The organism is Clostridium sp. FP1, from assembly GCF_011065975.2.
Lineage (GTDB): Bacteria > Bacillota > Clostridia > Clostridiales > Clostridiaceae > Clostridium_AD > Clostridium_AD tagluense.
The window spans coordinates 2,325,132-2,342,128 of sequence record NZ_JAAMNJ020000001.1 but is presented as its reverse complement, the minus strand read 5'-3'; the positions used below and the strand labels follow the sequence as shown (position 1 = coordinate 2,342,128).

17 protein-coding genes and 1 pseudogene are annotated in these 16,997 nt (G+C 31.4%); 5 read left to right on the top strand and 13 right to left on the bottom strand.

Translation table 11 applies throughout. The features are described from left to right. Positions 1 to 21 precede the first annotated feature (21 nt). Both G9F70_RS11260 and G9F70_RS11255 read right to left on the bottom strand, forming a co-directional pair. Positions 22 to 1,410 carry a glutamate decarboxylase gene (locus G9F70_RS11260; protein WP_164947978.1) on the bottom strand — a complete coding sequence of 463 codons (1,389 nt, stop codon included), beginning with the start codon at positions 1,408 to 1,410 and terminating at the stop codon, positions 22 to 24. A 173-nt stretch (positions 1,411 to 1,583) separates the two neighbouring features. Next, complete coding sequence (locus tag G9F70_RS11255) at positions 1,584 to 3,314, bottom strand: sensor histidine kinase (protein WP_164947979.1); 1,731 nt, start codon at positions 3,312 to 3,314, stop codon at positions 1,584 to 1,586. 249 nt (positions 3,315 to 3,563) lie between these two features. Here G9F70_RS11255 and G9F70_RS11250 point away from each other — a divergent pair. Next, positions 3,564 to 3,710 (top strand): annotated as a pseudogene (locus tag G9F70_RS11250) (hypothetical protein); the annotation flags it as partial. A 41-nt stretch (positions 3,711 to 3,751) separates the two neighbouring features. On the opposite strand, the gene G9F70_RS11245 reads toward G9F70_RS11250, so the two are convergent. From G9F70_RS11245 to G9F70_RS11210, 8 genes are all read right to left on the bottom strand, one after another. Beyond that, on the bottom strand, positions 3,752 to 3,949 hold the full coding sequence (locus G9F70_RS11245) for a hypothetical protein (RefSeq protein WP_164947981.1): 198 nt from the start codon (positions 3,947 to 3,949) through the stop codon (positions 3,752 to 3,754). A gap of 231 nt (positions 3,950 to 4,180) precedes the next feature. Then, the gene (locus tag G9F70_RS11240; protein WP_224617502.1) at positions 4,181 to 5,374 is read right to left on the bottom strand and encodes an IS91 family transposase; all 1,194 of its coding nucleotides are present in this window, start codon (positions 5,372 to 5,374) and stop codon (positions 4,181 to 4,183) included. Continuing rightward, positions 5,367 to 6,215, bottom strand: a complete 849-nt coding sequence (locus G9F70_RS11235) for a site-specific integrase (protein ID WP_220322476.1) — start codon at positions 6,213 to 6,215, stop codon at positions 5,367 to 5,369. Before G9F70_RS11235 ends, G9F70_RS11240 begins: the two co-directional genes overlap by 8 nt. Before the next feature lie 132 nt (positions 6,216 to 6,347). Then, complete coding sequence (locus G9F70_RS11230) at positions 6,348 to 7,853, bottom strand: hypothetical protein (protein ID WP_164947480.1); 1,506 nt, start codon at positions 7,851 to 7,853, stop codon at positions 6,348 to 6,350. A gap of 272 nt (positions 7,854 to 8,125) precedes the next feature. After that, positions 8,126 to 8,431, bottom strand: a complete 306-nt coding sequence (locus G9F70_RS11225; RefSeq protein ID WP_164947479.1) for a LiaI-LiaF-like domain-containing protein — start codon at positions 8,429 to 8,431, stop codon at positions 8,126 to 8,128. Beyond that, the gene (locus G9F70_RS11220) at positions 8,424 to 8,948 is read right to left on the bottom strand and encodes a hypothetical protein (protein WP_164947478.1); all 525 of its coding nucleotides are present in this window, start codon (positions 8,946 to 8,948) and stop codon (positions 8,424 to 8,426) included. Before G9F70_RS11220 ends, G9F70_RS11225 begins: the two co-directional genes overlap by 8 nt. Then, the gene (locus tag G9F70_RS11215) at positions 8,929 to 9,387 is read right to left on the bottom strand and encodes a hypothetical protein (RefSeq protein WP_164947477.1); all 459 of its coding nucleotides are present in this window, start codon (positions 9,385 to 9,387) and stop codon (positions 8,929 to 8,931) included. Before G9F70_RS11215 ends, G9F70_RS11220 begins: the two co-directional genes overlap by 20 nt. After that, positions 9,384 to 9,896, bottom strand: coding sequence for an RNA polymerase sigma factor (locus G9F70_RS11210; protein ID WP_187353020.1), 513 nt, complete (start codon positions 9,894 to 9,896; stop codon positions 9,384 to 9,386). Before G9F70_RS11210 ends, G9F70_RS11215 begins: the two co-directional genes overlap by 4 nt. A gap of 223 nt (positions 9,897 to 10,119) precedes the next feature. Between G9F70_RS11210 and G9F70_RS11205 the strand changes: the two genes are divergently transcribed. Beyond that, positions 10,120 to 11,238: an NADH-dependent flavin oxidoreductase gene (locus G9F70_RS11205; protein ID WP_164947475.1), complete on the top strand. Its 1,119-nt coding sequence runs from the start codon at positions 10,120 to 10,122 to the stop codon at positions 11,236 to 11,238. 113 nt (positions 11,239 to 11,351) lie between these two features. Here G9F70_RS11205 and G9F70_RS11200 read toward each other — a convergent pair whose 3' ends face one another. The 3 genes from G9F70_RS11200 to G9F70_RS11190 form a co-directional block, all read right to left on the bottom strand. Beyond that, complete coding sequence (locus tag G9F70_RS11200) at positions 11,352 to 12,944, bottom strand: glycine betaine ABC transporter substrate-binding protein (RefSeq protein WP_224617526.1); 1,593 nt, start codon at positions 12,942 to 12,944, stop codon at positions 11,352 to 11,354. Continuing rightward, complete coding sequence (locus G9F70_RS11195) at positions 12,944 to 14,071, bottom strand: ABC transporter ATP-binding protein (protein WP_164947474.1); 1,128 nt, start codon at positions 14,069 to 14,071, stop codon at positions 12,944 to 12,946. The genes G9F70_RS11200 and G9F70_RS11195 overlap by 1 nt, the downstream gene beginning before the upstream one ends. Positions 14,072 to 14,349: 278 nt before the next feature. Further along, positions 14,350 to 14,898, bottom strand: coding sequence for a hypothetical protein (locus G9F70_RS11190; RefSeq protein ID WP_164947473.1), 549 nt, complete (start codon positions 14,896 to 14,898; stop codon positions 14,350 to 14,352). Positions 14,899 to 15,444: 546 nt separating this feature from the next. Between G9F70_RS11190 and G9F70_RS11185 the strand changes: the two genes are divergently transcribed. From G9F70_RS11185 to G9F70_RS11175, 3 genes are all read left to right on the top strand, one after another. After that, positions 15,445 to 15,591, top strand: a complete 147-nt coding sequence (locus tag G9F70_RS11185) for an aspartyl-phosphate phosphatase Spo0E family protein (protein ID WP_164947472.1) — start codon at positions 15,445 to 15,447, stop codon at positions 15,589 to 15,591. A 100-nt stretch (positions 15,592 to 15,691) separates the two neighbouring features. Further along, on the top strand, positions 15,692 to 16,057 hold the full coding sequence (locus G9F70_RS11180) for a YopX family protein (RefSeq protein WP_164947471.1): 366 nt from the start codon (positions 15,692 to 15,694) through the stop codon (positions 16,055 to 16,057). A gap of 427 nt (positions 16,058 to 16,484) precedes the next feature. Beyond that, positions 16,485 to 16,994: a DUF2179 domain-containing protein gene (locus G9F70_RS11175; RefSeq protein WP_164947470.1), complete on the top strand. Its 510-nt coding sequence runs from the start codon at positions 16,485 to 16,487 to the stop codon at positions 16,992 to 16,994. Positions 16,995 to 16,997 lie beyond the last annotated feature (3 nt).

Here is a 16,997-nt window from a genome sequence, read left to right as displayed (position 1 = left end):
CTTTTGCTATATCTCTATTAATTAATGATGGAAACTAACTTTGTTACAAATACAAGTATTTAATGCTGATTTATCCTTTAAAATCTCCAATTCTTTTTTTAAATCACGAAGAAGTAAAAATATCATATCACGACTAACACCGTGACGAATTAAAATACGTTGTACGGTTATATCTTGTCGATTGCTTGGGAGTGGATAGGAGGCTATTTGCCAACCATGCATTCTTAAACGGTCAGAAAGATCATAAAGTGTGAATCCACTTGCAATTTCATCCTTTAGTTTATAACAAACTGCAGGTATTGCACCATGACCATCATATAGTATTTCAAATAAATCTATTTTGTAAAGCTCCTCACCTAAATACTGGGCAGTATTGGCACAGCCATTCTGAATTGCAGTGTAGCCCTCATGACCCAATTGCAAAAGCTTGTAATATTGGGCAATAATTTGACCAGCTGGCCTTGAAAAATTCAGTGCAAAGGTTGGCATTTGTCCTCCTAAATAATCCACATTAAAGATTAATTCCTCAGGCAAATCCTCCAAAGCTCTCCAAACTACCCAACCAACACCAAGCGGTGCCATACCAAATTTATGACCTGATGCGTTAATAGATTTAACCCTAGGAATGCAAAAATCCCACTTAATATTTTTCTGTATAAATGGTGCAATAAATGCTCCGCTAGCTCCATCCACATGAATGGGGATATCATAGCCTGCTTCTTTCTCAATCACATCTAAGGCTTTAGCAATCTCCTCCACTGGCTCATAAACGCAGGTAAATGTGCTACCCAAAGTTGCCACTACTCCAATTGTATTCTCATCACAATATTCCACTAGTTGAGAAGGCTTCAAACATAGCTCATCTGGTAGTAGAGGAATTTCTCTTATTTCTACATCAAAGTATCTTGCAAATTTATGCCAACATATTTGAACAGGTCCGCATACAATGTTAGGATTACTCGAAGATTTGCCCTCAGCTTCGCGACGTTTGCGCCATTTCCATTTAAATGCCAATCCACCAAGTATTGCCGCTTCACTTGATCCAATTGTGGAACACCCAATGGTGTCTAGTTCTCCAGGTGAATGCCAAAGATTTGCCAATATATTAACACATCGATGTTCAATTTCAGCAGTTTGCGGGTACTCATCCTTATCTATCATATTTTTATTAATTGATAAATCCATTAGATCACGCACTTCGTCTTCAATGTATGTAGTGCAAAAGGTTGCTAGGTTTTGGCGAGCGTTTCCATCCATAAACAGCTCGTCGTAGATCAGTTGCCGAATCACTTTGGGATCGGAAATTTTATCAGGCAACTCATCTTTCGGAAGCTGAGTCTGAGCTATTGAATTAGTATAAAGAGATTTAAACCCTTCATCATCTCTGTTTTTATTATTAAACAATGTCATATTTTATTCCGCCTCTCTTATCCACAATAATTAAACCATTATATTATTTAATATCTTACACCTGTATTATACGCATTATACTATCTCATTGAAAAAACATACTTAATATCACTTTTATATAAATTGCTAGTGCTTGTCCATGAATACATTAAGCTAAAATTATGAATGTTTTCTTATTCATAAATATCTGAAAATTCCACATTCATCTTTTCAATAAATTTGTCTTTATCCTCAGTTTCGTTAAAATTATGTATTATGCACTCCTCATTTGTATCATATTTAACTGGAAGTTCAATAATAAATTCGCAGCCTTTTCCATATTCACTTTTTACGCTAATATTTCCACCATGCATTTCAACAAGAGATTTCGTTAAAGATAACCCAATACCACTACCTTCATTCTCTCTTGTAAATAGTTTTGAAACTTGTTTGTATCTTTCAAATATTATATTTTGATTTTCTTTTTCAATTCCAATCCCATTATCTTTAACTGAAATAACAATCGTGTCCACTCCCTTGTAAATATTTATAAGAGCAGAATCCGCAGTAAATTTTATAGCATTTGAGATGATATTTAGCATTATCCTCTCAATCATATCCACATCACATATTATTAACATTTTTTCAACATCTGTATGGAATAGCAAGTTGATGTCCTTTTGTTTTGCATAATCTGATACCGACAATGCAATTCTGTTAATAAGACTTACAATATCTTGATTACTAAAATGTGGTTCATAAAATCCCGCATCAATTTTAGTTGAATCAATTAGGTTGTTAACCAACCTTAATAGACGCATGCAATTTCGTTTCATAGCTTTTAAGTGTTTTGAAGTTTTTTCTTTGTTTAAATAAGAGCCATTTTTAAGATATAGCTCAAAGAGCTGAACCCCTGCCAAGGTAACGTTGATAGGAGTTCTGAGTTCATGTGACATATTAGCAATAAATTCACTTTTGTTAATACTAGCTTTTTCCGCAATTTCCTTTGCTTTTTTTAGCTCTTCTTTAACATTTTTTTGGAAAGTAATATCTTGAAAAACTCCGTAACGAAAAGACGGTTGTAGCAATTTTCCTTTTACTGATGTAAACCTGTCAAGAAACCATCGGTACTCACCATTTTTGCATAAAAACCGGTACTCTATTGCTATTGTCTCTGATGCTCCATTCTTTGTGGATGCTTCTTTTATACGCTGAACTACATCATCCGAATCATCCGGATGAATCTTTTTAAAAACAGTATCCTCATTCATTACTAGCATTTCCTCAAGAGTATAACCTGTTAATCTTTCAAAAACTGGACTCATATAATCATATTTGTCAGTTACAACATTTCTTCTATAAGATGCATCCTGGGAATACTCAATAACATTAGAAAACCGTTCCTTAGCTTCTCTTAATTCCTGTTCCATTAGTTTGCGAGAATTAATATCAGAATGTGTACCTGTTACTCTTAAAGGCTTTCCATCTGTAGTCCAGCTTATAATTTTACCCTTGCTAAGTATCCATTTATAAGATTCATCTTTTGCACGGAGTCTATATTCACTGTCGTAGGCCGGAACTAATCCTTCTAAATACCTGTTTAACTTTAAATAAGCAGACTCCTTATCGTCAGGGTGAAGCAACTTGTCCCATTCGCTAAATAAATTTTGAATCTCATTCTCTTCATAACCAAGCATGCCCTTCCATCCTTTTGAATAAATCATCTCATTTGTTATTGCATTCCAATCCCAAACACCATCTCCGCTACCCTCAAGAGCAAAGTTTAGCCGCTCCTCGTTTGCTTTTAGCTCCTCCATAGTTCTCTTACCCTCAGCTATCTCTTTTTCAAGAATAGCATTAACTTGTTCTAATTTTTTCATATTGGCTTTTAGTTTTTCTATTTCTATAGACTTGTCTCTATTCATAATTTTACCCCCACTCCATGATCCAATAACACTATTTCAAATTGTTTGTATTTATTATTAACAAGTTCCACTTTAATTCTAATTTTATACATATATTTCAATTATATTAATATCCTATATTTATTCAACATAAATTTTAAGATTTTTAATATATTTTAGCATAAATTCACAATATTCCAAGAACAGCATATAAATTTGTCATAGTATTTGTGTGAAATCCAATAGAGCGCCCAATCCCCTTTCTTACTTTTAGCCTCCATATGCTTTATGAGAGGATCTGAAAGATTGAATACCTGGTTTAAGAGTACTAAAATTTATAAGAAGTATCTAGAAAGCTTTATTAAAAGTAGATTATCAAACAGAAGAAATCTCATAAGATGTAAAAAAGCCAGCTAAAATTATTAATATTCACCTTAGCTGGCTTTTATTTATATGTTTTATTGATTTTTCGCTTCCTTAGTAAGCGCATTGTAATTAGGTGAATCAGCACCAATTATTTTATCCAATTTCCAGTTGTATCCTTTAGTTCCATCATAAACAAGGAAATATAATGCTACAAAGGAACCAGAAAGACTTTTATTCTTTTTATGTATAGGTTTGGATTCAGATGTTGAGCCGATAAAAACTATCACCATAAGTATATACTTAAATGATGATAGCCACTAAAACTGCTCAATTTCTGAAACAAGCAAAAGAACGATGCCGCGTTTCCACTACTATGGAGATTCAATCTTTCCCCTCTTTCTGAAATTTGCTTTAACACTAAGATTAATCACTTTAATTTCCATAAATGTATCTTAAACTCTTCTAAATTTTGATTATTTTCTAAAAATAGACGTACTTTCCCCCTCCCCAAAATAAACACTCTACGAGACGCTATTCCATTTTTTTTCACAAGGTGGAGAAAAATTTTGGCGATTCAACTTCTCTTTTATAATCATTTTACCTTTACCACAGCAAGAACATGTATTTATATCTATTCCTGTCATCTTTAAAAGAAGCTCCGCTGCACTTAACTTAACATCTGAATTTTCACCTTTACTTTGTACTGCACCTGTAAGTTCTTTGCACTTTTGAAGTTTAGTTGACCTATTTCTATTGCTTAATATCCCATAGTGTCTAATTTTTACAAATTTTCTTGGTAGAACATGCATGAGAAATCTTCTAATAAATTCATCTACCGCAAGAGTCATAAATTTTTCTTTATTATGGTCTTTATAATCTCTCCACTTAAATGTTACATATCCATTTTCTAAATTTACAATTCGATGATTAGATATCGCTACTCTATGAGTGTATCTGCCAAGGTATTCAAGTACGTACTCCGCACTCCCGAAAGGGGGTTTGCAGTATACAACCCATTCTTTTTTATATAACTTACCTACAAAGCTTTGGAATATGTGTTTTTCTGTTAATTCCTCAATTCCAGTAGTATATTTAAGAGCATTACTATAATAAGCTTTTTTAAGATAAAATAAGAATTTTCCTCTAAATATTCTTGATAAAACTTTCACTGGAATAAAAAAATTCTTTTTAGAATTTATCCATTTTGTACCATCAAAAGTTAAACCACCACTTGGAACTATACAATGCATGTGAGGGTGATTCATTAAGTTTTGACCCCACGTATGTAAAATTGACATAAATCCAATTTCGGCTCCTAAATATTTTTTATCTCTTGAAAGTTCAAATAATGTTTCTGAAACAGCATTAAAGAGGATAGAATACATTTCCTTTTGGTTTGTAAGAGTTATATAGTTAAGTTCTTGAGGTATAGTGAAAACTACATGAAAATACCCTACGGGTAATAAATCCTCTTTTCTTTTTTCAAGCCATCTTTCCTTTGCTAAAGTTTGGCATTTAGGACAATGTCTGTTTCGGCAGGAATTATAAGAAACTCTAATATGCCCACATTCATCACATTCATCTATATGACCACCAAGCTCTTCTGTTCTACAAGCTTCAATATCAATCATAGTTTTCAAAATGTGCAGCGGAAGCTGATGATTTCTCCTATATTCATCGCCATACTGATTAAATATATCTTGAATCTCAATCATCTTTTTCTCCTAAGAGCACATCCAATGGACTCTTTATATTAAGTAAATCCATTCTTCTAAGATGTAAATAAATAGTGGTAGTAGTTATTCTGGTATGTCCTAAAAGTCTTTGAATGTAGCAGATATCTGTACCAGCATCCAATAAGTGAGTTGCAAAGCTATGACGAAGCGTATGGACAGTTGCATGCTTAGTGATTTTAGTTTTTTTTATAGATTTCTCGAGCATTTTCTGAACACTACGTGGACTTATAGAATCTGTACGACCCTTTCCAGAAAATAAATATTCCGTAGGATGATATTTTATCCAATACTCTCTAAGGATTTCTAAATTTGCTTTTGACAACAATGAATATCTATCTTTTTTACCCTTGCCCTCTCTAATTAATATTTGCATGTTTTTACTATCAATATCCGTTATTTTTAAATTGCAAACTTCACTAACCCTTAAGCCTGCGGAGTAAACCGTCATGAGAATTGCCTTATGCTTAAGGTTTTCAGTAACATCAAAGATAGACTTAACCTCATCTGGGGATAATACAGCAGGTAATTTTGATGGTTCTTTCATCCTTGCGATTTTGTCCGAATTCCAGTATCTATTCAGAGTTTTAGTATAAAAAAATTTAAGGCTTGAATTAATATAATTAACTGTTCCTTCACTTAATTTCTTTATAATGATACAATAATGTAGATATTCACAAATTTCTTTTTCACCTAAATACTTTGGTGATTTGTTGTAAAATTTAGCAAAGTTACTAACGTGATTAATATAGCTTTTTATAGTCGTTGGACTATAACCCCTTAGTTCCATATCCATTTTCATTTTTTCTCTTAATTCTGACATAAATAATAACACTTCCTTATTTTTTATTTCGACAATAAAAGTTTATAGGAAGTGTGTATTATAATAAAGAAGTATCTTAGTAAATAGGATACTTCTTTATATTTTATTTATGTAAAAATTAAATTAAGCGCATTAGTACTCGTCTGCCACCGTTTTTAGCGGTTTAGTTCTTTCATCCTTATAAGCAATACTTCCATAAACATATTTTATATTTTCAAAACCATTTTTGGATAATATTTTACTAGTTTTAAATGTCTTCGCTTCTTCTGGTGTTATTTTATGATTATTAGACCACCAGAAAAACAAATTACTTCCTTCAACTTCAACATTAGTAATAGTTGATATTACTCGTGGAGTCGTTACATTATTTATTGTCCCACTATTAACAGTAGTTTTTGCTTTATCTGTTAACGCTATTTTGCTTAAAGATATTGAGAAAGTATAACCAGTTGTTAATACTGATTTTATTTCCCCCGCTGTATTTTCCCTCTTAGCATTAACATATAGTACTCCTTTTTCTGCATCATACCTTTTACCAGCTACATTAATACTCTTAGTAAAACTATCCTTTACAGTAAACCCTTTGCCTCCAAAAAAATTCGAATAAGTTACTGTTTCTTCCAATCCATTTTCCCTTACAGCTTCAATAACCTTTTCATCAGAAAAAGTTGGCGACATTACTAATGCAAAATCCTCAGTGCTATTTTTCTCGGTAGTAGCAATTCTCCATGCTTCATTTTCAAAAACAAGCTTGCACTTTATTTTTCCTGTAGTAGCCAGAAGTCCGCTGTCTATAGATGTTTGCATTAGAATTTCTTCTTTCCCCTTTTCTAAATCTGGTGTTTTTAAACTTATACCAAGACTTTTAACCTCTTGTCCACCTAATACTACTTTTGTATCTGCAATGGTTATACTTAATTTTTTCACGGCTTCAAAGAACTTCTTTTCATCCATACCTACAACCGGTTTTATTGCAGTAACTTTATCCAATATAACTCCGTCACTTATTTTCCATTGATTTTTACCTTGGTAAGCATATACTACTGATGCCAAAGTCTTTGCCTCAATAGCGCCGTTGTTCAAAGTTAATGCTATTTTTATCTCATCCTTACTCTTATCTGTATTTCTAGTATTTATACTGAAGCTTTTCATATTATCCTTGCTTATTTTTATGCTTGTACCTTTAGGCAGAGTTATTATTTTTCCCATCAAGTCTTCCTTTATTCTAACTTCATCTACGGGCCTTGCAATGAAAAATGTGTATGCAAACACCCCTCCTCCAATAACAACTAATAAGGCTATTATAGGTATAACTACTTTCATATTCATAAAGGTTTTCTTTAATGGAGCAGATTTTTTTTCTCTTATTACTTTCATGTTCGCAAAGGTTTTTTTTAATGAAGCGAAAAACTTTTCTCCGTTTTCTCGGTTATACTTCTTTATATTTTCTTCTGTTATTACAGGCATAGGTTGTGTATCCTCATGGTTTTTCTTATTTATGTTCCCGGTAGTTATATTCTCGTTTTCTATTTTATTAACTTTCGAATCAATGCCTTCTTCTATTTTCTCTCCACAATATGGGCAAAATTTCAATTCACTAATATTAGTAAATTCATTATTACAATTGTTGCAAATCATTTATTCCCTCCAAACATTTATGTAAATATATAAAATAACCAATATTTTGTATTCAATATATTATATCCTGTTTGCACACTATATTCAAACATATTGACCAGTTTTAGCCCACTTAGTTAAATTTCTTCATAACTATAGCCACCTTTCTATAGATGGTGCAATACAAACTGCCTCCACTGTACTTTGAAATTATAAGGAATAAATTTTATAAATTTGCTACTATAAATAAAGAAGCCATTTACTAAATATATTTAAGTAAATGGCTTCTTTATTTATAGTACAGTTCTAAACTGCGACATATGAGTAATTATATACTCCATGCATCCCATACCCATTGCAAATACGGATACCATTATTATCAGGATTATTGCGTGGAAATCGTATTTCATTATCCCTTCCTTGTTTATTAAATATGCTATAATAATTTCAATTCCCAGTAGAACTAAAACTAGAGGCCACAGCGATGCTACTTGTAAATAATTAATACTTGGATTTATTAAACGTAGTAAAAACATTATTCCAAACACAACTAAAACTATTCCGGTTGTAAAGGTCCCCACTCTACGTCCCTTAATCATTCATATCACACTCTTTTTTCTTACCAATAATAAGTTTTGCACCTACAACAATTATTACAACACCTATGATTATTTGAGGAGCCACATTTGTTATATTATTGATAACTCTATATACTCCATCTGGCAAATAGCTAGCTAAGCTATTTATAACGTTATTCCATATTAAGTAGGCACCAAGCAGTAATAGTAGTACTCCTGACCACAAGGTGTGTTTTTTAAATATACCACTATCTATTTTTGCAAGTTCATCAAGAGAAAATAAATAATTATCCTCTAAAAGTAAAAATTCTTCATCTGTAGAATAACGTTTATTCATACAATCGAAAAATGAATAAAACCAGATTAATGGCAATACAAAGAGCAGTGGACCTATAGCAAGAAAGCTAGAAAGAAATATTAAAAAGAAGAATGCTGCCATAAGTGATAGTCCCATCTTCATAAAGCCCATATACATGTGCCCTGCTCCAGGTAACATTGAAAAACAAAAGGTTAAAAATTTATTTTTTTCCTTTTTCATTATTAAAAACCTCCAAATTAATTATTTTTTGAGAGAAATTATTAAGCCTTTCATTAACTGTGTTAATAGTACTTAAACTCATTGGGTTTACATTCAATGTTTTGGTTTTAGTATTGGCTAGGAAATTTAATCCATTTGAAAAAACAAACATCAATGCTATACTTGCTGCCATTGCCACCCTAAGAGAATAAAACATAAACCTAGTATTGTTTTCTTTTTTATTTTTTATTTTGCACATTATTTCCTGCTCAAATCCCAAAGGAGCGTTTGCAAGCTCACTATCATTAAAACTATTGGCCAGCATATCCGCACAATCTTCACAATTGCAGATGTGTTCTGATAATAAAACTAGTTCATTATCACTTAAAGACCCCTCTTTAAGTGCTTTTAGCGATATTTTAGTTAAATGGACCTTTTCTTCAAATAGTGTACTACTCACATTAACTCCTCCTTCCATAAAACTTTTAACAGTTTTTTAGATCTATAAAGATGGGTTTGCAATGTCTTCAAACTCTGACCTGTATCTTTTGCCATATCGGAAAGTTTAATATCTTCACAAAAATAGTTTACGGCCACCGCCCTATAGGGCTCTTTTAATTTTTTACATAAACTATATATCCTTTCCCTACTATGTTTTTTTAAAAGTTTATCCTCAGGCAAATCTCCCGTGTCCACTAAACCATCAAAATCTTCATTAGATAAGCTATTAATTGCTCTTGCAGGACTTTTAAGAAAATCTTTACATTTATTTGTGGCAATTGTTGTAAGCCAAGCCTTAAAATTCACCCCATCAAATTTACTTAAGTTTGTGTAGGCAGACAAAAAAGTTTGTTGAGCCAAATCTTCTGCATCAAAGTAATTTTTTGTAAAGGATAGGCAAATAGTAATGATTAAGCGTTCATATTGTTTTATATAGTTTGCAAACTGCTCCTTTTGAATAACCATCACCCCTTTTTTGTCCTTACACTTAATATAACGATTGAAAATATAAAAACACTTCAATTCTATAAAAAATTAATTTATTATTAGATAATGATATTAAAGTGAATACTCCTTAATTTTTAATAAATATTTATTAATAATTATTATTGTTTACAAATATATTAAACTGTAGTAATATTAAAATAATAGAAAAACATACTAATATTTATTTTGAAAGGAAGAGATTAAATTGAAAATTGAAAAACTACTCCAACCTAGAATTTTAGGTTCATCAATAAATGTAAAAAATCCTATAGTTATGGCACCTATGACTACTTTTTCAGGCAACCCTGACGGAACTGTATCTGAGGCAGAACTCAGTTATTATAAGGCCAGGTCAAAAGGTGTAGGAATTGTAATTACTGCTGCAACCTATGTAAGCTTATCTGGCAAGGGTTTTCCAGGACAATTTGCCGCCTATGATAACAGCTTTTTACCAGGACTAAAAAGATTGGCTGGAGCTATAAAGGGCGAAGGCGCATTGGCAATCCTACAAATATTTCACGCAGGTAGAATGGCAATTCCTGCTGATATACCGGATGGACAAACTATTAGTGCCAGCGCAGTAGCACCAGAAAGACCAGGCGCGATGACACCTAGAGAAATGACAGAAGCAGAGATTCAAGATACTATTAAAGCATTTGGTGAAACAGCAAAATTAGCTATAGAAGCCGGTTTTGATGGTGTAGAAATTCACGGGGCTAACACATATTTATTACAACAGTTTTTCTCCCCACACTCTAACCGCAGAAAAGATCATTGGGGCGGAAATGTAGAAAAACGAATGAATTTCCCATTGGCTATTATAGCAGAAGTTAAAAAAGTAGTAAAAGAAAACGCTAGTGATAGCTTTATAATGGGCTACCGTTTTTCACCAGAGGAAATGGAGAAACCAGGTATAACTCTAGAAGATACCCTTTTATTTATAGATATATTAGCAAATCAAGGGCTAAATTACTTGCATAGTTCAATAATGGATTTTTGGCAAAGCTCAATGAGAAATACAAAAACTACAAGTCCTATTATTTGCAAAATATTGGACAAGATACATGGTAGAGTACCATTCATTGGCGTGGGTTCCATCCATACACCAGAGGATGCTATTAAGGCATTGGATAGTGGTGTAGATTTCATATCTCTTGGCAGAGAGATAATCATGGACCCAGAGTGGGTTCTCAAAGTTCAAAGTGGGAAAATATCAGAAATACGTACTACCTTGAGTAAAACTCAAGAAAAAGCACTAGATATACCAGCGCCACTTTGGAATGCAATTATAAACACACCTGGTTGGTTCCCAATTACAGAATAATTCTTTTATAGATCTAAACTGCATAATGCATTTATATAAGAAAAGTGCCAGTTATGAAATTAAATCATATCTGGCACTTTTCTTATAACTTAAAGCCTTAGTAAAATAGCCTACTATTTAATCAATTTATTTCCTCTCAAAAAGTCTTCTGCAACTTTTTCTGGCTTTTGACTAAGCTTATCGACCTTATAATTTAAATCTATCATAGTCTCATCATCAATTTTTCCAGCTAACTTATTAATTAAAGGTTTAAGTTCTGGATGTTTTTTAAGCATTTTATTATTAATTGTCGGCACGGCATCATAAGGTGGAAAGAAATGTTTATCATCTTTTAAAACCTTAAGTTTAAATGCCTTTAGCAATCCCTCAGTACTAAAAGCATCTAGAACATCTGTTTTATTGTTATTTAAGGATGTATACCTTAAGCCACCGTCAATTGCTCTAACACCTTTAAACTTCAAGTTATATAATTTATTTAATCCCAAATAACCATCTTCTCTATTACTAAATTCTATTGTACAACCTAGCACAAGTTTCTTATCTACCTTTGCTAGGTCCGAGACAGTCTCTAAATTGTATTTTTGAGCAGTGTCTTGCCTTACAGCTAATGCATAAGTATCGTTAAACCCAAGAGGCTTTAGCCATGTTATTGAGTAGTGTTTACTAGAATAATCACTTACAACTTCATAAGTCTTATATGGGTCACTAATAGGTTTTTTCTTCATGATATCAACTAAAGCCGTACCAGTATACTGAGGACACACGTCTATTTTACCGGCTTTTAATGCAGTAAAAGCTATGGCTGAACCTCCTAGATTAAATTTTCTTTCTACTTTTAAGTCTGTATTTTTTTCTATTAATATTGATAACATATTCCCTAATATGGTCTGTTCATTGCTATTAGAAGAACCTACAACAATCACATCATTCTTTCTAGTAAATATGAATGTACAACTAACTACAATAATAACTAATAAGCTACTAGCTACAATTTTTTGCATATTGTTAAGCTTATATTTTTTCTTCTTAGACAATTTAATTGTGCCATTCGCCTTTCTAATTCCTGGCGGTGTTACACCTTGTTCAATTTTCCCTACAATAAAGTCCATTAATAGTGCGAGTAGACATGCAGGAATTGCTCCGGCTAGAATCATATAGTTATCTACAGTCTGTACTCCTGAAAATACCATATATCCAAGTCCACCTGCTCCTATAATAGCAGCAATTGTCATAAGTCCAACCGCAGTAACTGCTGCTACTCTTATGCCGGTCATAATTATTGGAAGTGCAAGTGGTATTTGAACAAGTTTAAGTATTTGTTTATTTGTCATACCCATCCCTTTAGAAGACTCAATTACATCTGGATTTATATTCATAAGTCCAGTATAGGTATTTTTTATAATAGGAAGTAAGGAGTATAAAAACACCATAAGTATTGCTGGTCTGCTACCTATTCCCAGTACTGGTATTAAAAACCCTAATAATGCCAAACTAGGGACTGCTTGTATTACATTTGCAAAACCTATAACTGGTCCAGATAATTTTTTAACTCTAGATATTAATATACCTAGTGGAACTCCAACAATTATAGCTATAATTACAGCAAATATGGTTAATTGAATATGCTCAACTGTTAAATTTATTATCTCACCTTGTCTTAAAACTACAAAGTCATTAAATTTAGATATTGAATTTATCATATTCATTACGCCTCTACCTCCTGGTTAATATACTGATTGCTTAAAACTATTAACAAGCTATTTTCAGTAATTAATCCAACTAATTTTGAACTATCATCTACAACTGGCACATACCCAATTTGAAGTTCATTCATTAGATTTAGTATATCTATTAGAGAATCATTTAAATTAACAGTTTTAATTTCACGTCCCATAATAGTATCTACCTTTATAGACCCTAGGGTATTTCTTCTAATATTTTTTAGGGTAACAATTCCATCTATATTATTTTCTTTATTAACAATTAATAAACTGTCTACTTTATGTGACTTCATGATTTCTACAGCTTGAACTACTGTTCTACTACCGGTAATTTTAATTGGATCAGTAATCATAATATCCTTAGCCTTTATAAATTCAGCCTGCTGCCATATCCTATTTTTCCCTATAAACTCTTTAACAAAATCATTAGCAGGGTTGTTTAAAATTTCTTCTGGACTATCAAACTGAAGTATATCCCCGTCTTTCATAATGCAAATTCTATCACCAAGCTTAAGTGCTTCATCCATATCATGAGTTACAAAAATTATAGTTTTTTTAAACTCTTGTTGAAGATTAAACAATTCATCTTGAAGCTGATTTCTCGTAATTGGATCCAGTGCGCTAAAGGGCTCGTCCATAAGAATTATATCAGGATTTGTTGCCCAAGCTCTTGCTACGCCAATTCTTTGTTGCTGACCTCCACTTAATTCACAAGGATATCTATCTACATACTGCGCGGGTTCCATCCCTACCATTTTAAAAAGTTCATTTGTTCTTTCAACTATCTTATCCTCTGACCATTTTTCTAATCTTGGTATTAATCCAATATTTTCTCCTACAGTCATATGTGGTAAAAGTCCTGTTTGCTGTATGACATATCCCATATTGCGCCTAATCTTAATGGTATCTTCCTTTGATATATCTTTACCATCTAAATATATATTTCCCGAAGTTGGTGTAATTAACTTATTAATCATTTTTAAAGTTGTGGTTTTACCACAACCACTTTGTCCTACTATAATTATGAACTCTCCTTTATTTACAGTAAAACTAATATCCTTAATTATTGTTTGGTTTTTGAAAACCTTTGTTATATTCTTAAACTCTAACATATTCCCTCTCCTCTATAAACTAATAAAAGTCAGCTATTGTCTTTTAATTATAACTGACAACTTATATGGTATCATAGGATTGCCTGTTTACATAACTCCATAAACTAAGAACAAATGTTATAGTTCTTTGAATATTAGGATATAGTTTACATAGTGGTAAAAATGAAACATATGCTAGATAATACTCCCATTATGTAGCTATATGGCATAGTTAGAGAGTATTCTATATTAAAGATTTCATATTCGAAAAAAAATAGTGGGAATATTGTTCCCACTTGTTAATTATCTGCATATGAAACTGGCACATTATTTATTCCAAGTTCTAGTGCTGCAGCATATTCATCATATCCTGATACTATTACAAGACTTCCTTTTTTCACAACAATAGGTTTGTTAAATTTATTATTATTCTTCATATAATTTATTGCTTTGTTCTTTGAACGTTTTATTGACAGATTTTCATTCTCATTTACTAGCTTTGAAATATCCATTATTTCATCAGTTCCAGCTGGCATTTCATAATTTAAATCTATTTGTCCATTCTCATCTTTTAACAAATGGAATATTTTAATTGAGTTTGCCTCTACTGAAATAAACGGTGTACCTTTGCTATTTACGCAGGCCTTCAGTTCACCTTTAATAACAAAGTAATTTACATCCTTCATACCTATTACTGCATCTCTCCAGTAATCTTTTTTTACAATTACTCTATAAATTGATTGTGTCTTATCATAGTTAGCTATTTTAAAAAGTAAATTAACATCTCCATTCTCTAGCCTAGTTGTTTTTACAGGTAATCCCTTAATAATAATTTCACTTTTATTCATAATTATTCTCCTTTTAATTTTATATTTTTAAACTCTCAAATTCTAAAAATAAAACACCTAGAAAGCACATGTCACTTTCTAGGTGTTTTAAATTGAATTGTAATTTAACTCCATATTAACTTTTGCTGAAGTGAATTTACTTAGTCCTATGTTAGATATTTTTAAATATTTTTCAAATGTAGAATTATTATAAGCTAACAAAGACTTCACCCCATTCTAAATTTTTTTTTATTTGTAACCAACAAATATTATCTTTCAATATCTTTACTTATATATTCATTGTACCATTTCACGCATAAAATTACAATTTTAATCCCATTGCCCTTCTTTTCTTGTATTATTTAATATATTTTTCTTTTCCCCCCTTAAATCTAAATATATTAACGTATTTATAAGCGGAGATTAATTTTCCTATTTTCATGTAAACTTTATGGATCTAGTGGTTACATAAAAATCAATATACTCTACTATAACAGTATTTTATTGTGCTTATAGTATAATTTGTATTTATGGAAATTATAATAATTCAGAAAGGAATAATAATTAATGGGTAATCTTATACTTGATACAGAAAAACTTAGAGAAGAATTAGAAAGACTTATTTCACTAAAAGGCTTAAATCATAAGGATGTATTAAAATTAAGTCAAAGATTAGATAAATGTATATTAATGTATTATTCAGAAAAATATTAGTTATTTTTTATTGTGCTATTGAACAGTTAATTTATGAGTGACATCGCGAATTGGATAAGATAATAAATATAATTATAAATAGAAAAGGTGGTAACTTAAATTGAAACAATTAAAATTTAAAGCTTGGGATAATTATAGACAGAAAATGCATAAACTACAAGGCATGACTTTTGATGCAAAAAGCTTCCTTACTTCTGCTCTTAAACTCCCTGGTGTGACTTGGAGGCCCATCGAAGAATACGAATTGCTTCAATGGGTATACTTATCTGATAAAAATGGAATCGATGTATATGAAGGAGATTATATTAAAATTTCATCTACTGTTTACAATGTGGTTTGGAATGATACTATAACGAATTTTCAGCTTGAAGAGCTAGAAGGCTCTTCAAGTCGCAGTATTATTGACGTCTCTTTGGGAGATATCCTGGGAAATAAATTTGAAAATCCAGATTTATATAATAAATAATTTATTACTTTCACTGTCCATTAGATAAAACGATTGAATAACCCTTTAACGACATTTCAGAAGGAACGTCACCTACTTCTATAAGTGGGTGTCACATACCATAGAAAAGAAAAAACTTCAGTGGGATTGTAAATCTCCTTCTGAAGCCGTTAATGCTAAAGCATCGAAGATGATGGTTTAACAACAGTCGAGGAGGCCATCTGCCTCCTTGTTTTTTTATAGCTTTAAGCTATTTACCATGCTTTTTGCAAAGTGTTTTAGGATTACATGTCACGTGCTAGCTGCAATTTTTAAAATTATTTTTATTAACATAAATATATATTAACTTTTTACCATATCTATTAGTAAAACCCTTTTAATCAATCAAATTATAGAATATAATAGAAGAGTTAGAATCTATAAATATTTTAATAGAGGAGTGCTGCATATGTTTATTTACATCCTCATTTTTCTCGCTAAAATAATTGAGGTTTCATTAGCAACAGTTAGAACAGTCCTTATAACTAGAGGTGAAAAATTTTTTGGTTCTATTATCGGCTTTTTCGAAGTAATTATATGGTTGTATTTAATTACCACAGTACTTATTGGAATAAATGAGGAACCATTCAAAATGGTAGCATATGCATTAGGATTTGCTTGTGGGAATTATATTGGTTGCATTTTAGAAGAAAAACTAGCACTAGGACTAGTAACCATAAATGCAATAGTATCTGAAAAAGATGGCCCAACACTAGCTAAAATATTAAGATCAGAAAATATAGGAGTTACTATTATGGACGCAGAAGGTCTAAAAGAATCTAAAAAAATACTTGTATTACATGTTAAAAGAAAAAGAAAATCTAAAATATTACAATTAATAAAAAATTCCAATATTAACGCTGTAATTTCCCTAGTGGATACTAAAACTATATATGGGGGTTATGGTATTAGAAAATAAGTG

What these genes read in the sequence shown, in the direction of transcription:
- G9F70_RS11255 (WP_164947979.1), bottom strand. Translation starts at nt 3,314, where the DNA reads ATGAATAGAGACAAGTCTATAGAAATAGAAAAACTAAAAGCCAATATG.
- G9F70_RS11195 (WP_164947474.1), bottom strand. Translation starts at nt 14,071, where the DNA reads ATGTTAGAGTTTAAGAATATAACAAAGGTTTTCAAAAACCAAACAATA.
- G9F70_RS11185 (WP_164947472.1), top strand. Translation starts at nt 15,445, where the DNA reads ATGGGTAATCTTATACTTGATACAGAAAAACTTAGAGAAGAATTAGAA.
- G9F70_RS11230 (WP_164947480.1), bottom strand. Translation starts at nt 7,853, where the DNA reads ATGATTTGCAACAATTGTAATAATGAATTTACTAATATTAGTGAATTG.
- G9F70_RS11190 (WP_164947473.1), bottom strand. Translation starts at nt 14,898, where the DNA reads ATGAATAAAAGTGAAATTATTATTAAGGGATTACCTGTAAAAACAACT.
- G9F70_RS11200 (WP_224617526.1), bottom strand. Translation starts at nt 12,944, where the DNA reads ATGAATATGATAAATTCAATATCTAAATTTAATGACTTTGTAGTTTTA.
- G9F70_RS11240 (WP_224617502.1), bottom strand. Translation starts at nt 5,374, where the DNA reads ATGATTGAGATTCAAGATATATTTAATCAGTATGGCGATGAATATAGG.
- G9F70_RS11260 (WP_164947978.1), bottom strand. Translation starts at nt 1,410, where the DNA reads ATGACATTGTTTAATAATAAAAACAGAGATGATGAAGGGTTTAAATCT.
- G9F70_RS11175 (WP_164947470.1), top strand. Translation starts at nt 16,485, where the DNA reads ATGTTTATTTACATCCTCATTTTTCTCGCTAAAATAATTGAGGTTTCA.
- G9F70_RS11220 (WP_164947478.1), bottom strand. Translation starts at nt 8,948, where the DNA reads ATGAAAAAGGAAAAAAATAAATTTTTAACCTTTTGTTTTTCAATGTTA.
- G9F70_RS11245 (WP_164947981.1), bottom strand. Translation starts at nt 3,949, where the DNA reads ATGGTGATAGTTTTTATCGGCTCAACATCTGAATCCAAACCTATACAT.
- G9F70_RS11235 (WP_220322476.1), bottom strand. Translation starts at nt 6,215, where the DNA reads ATGTCAGAATTAAGAGAAAAAATGAAAATGGATATGGAACTAAGGGGT.
- G9F70_RS11225 (WP_164947479.1), bottom strand. Translation starts at nt 8,431, where the DNA reads ATGATTAAGGGACGTAGAGTGGGGACCTTTACAACCGGAATAGTTTTA.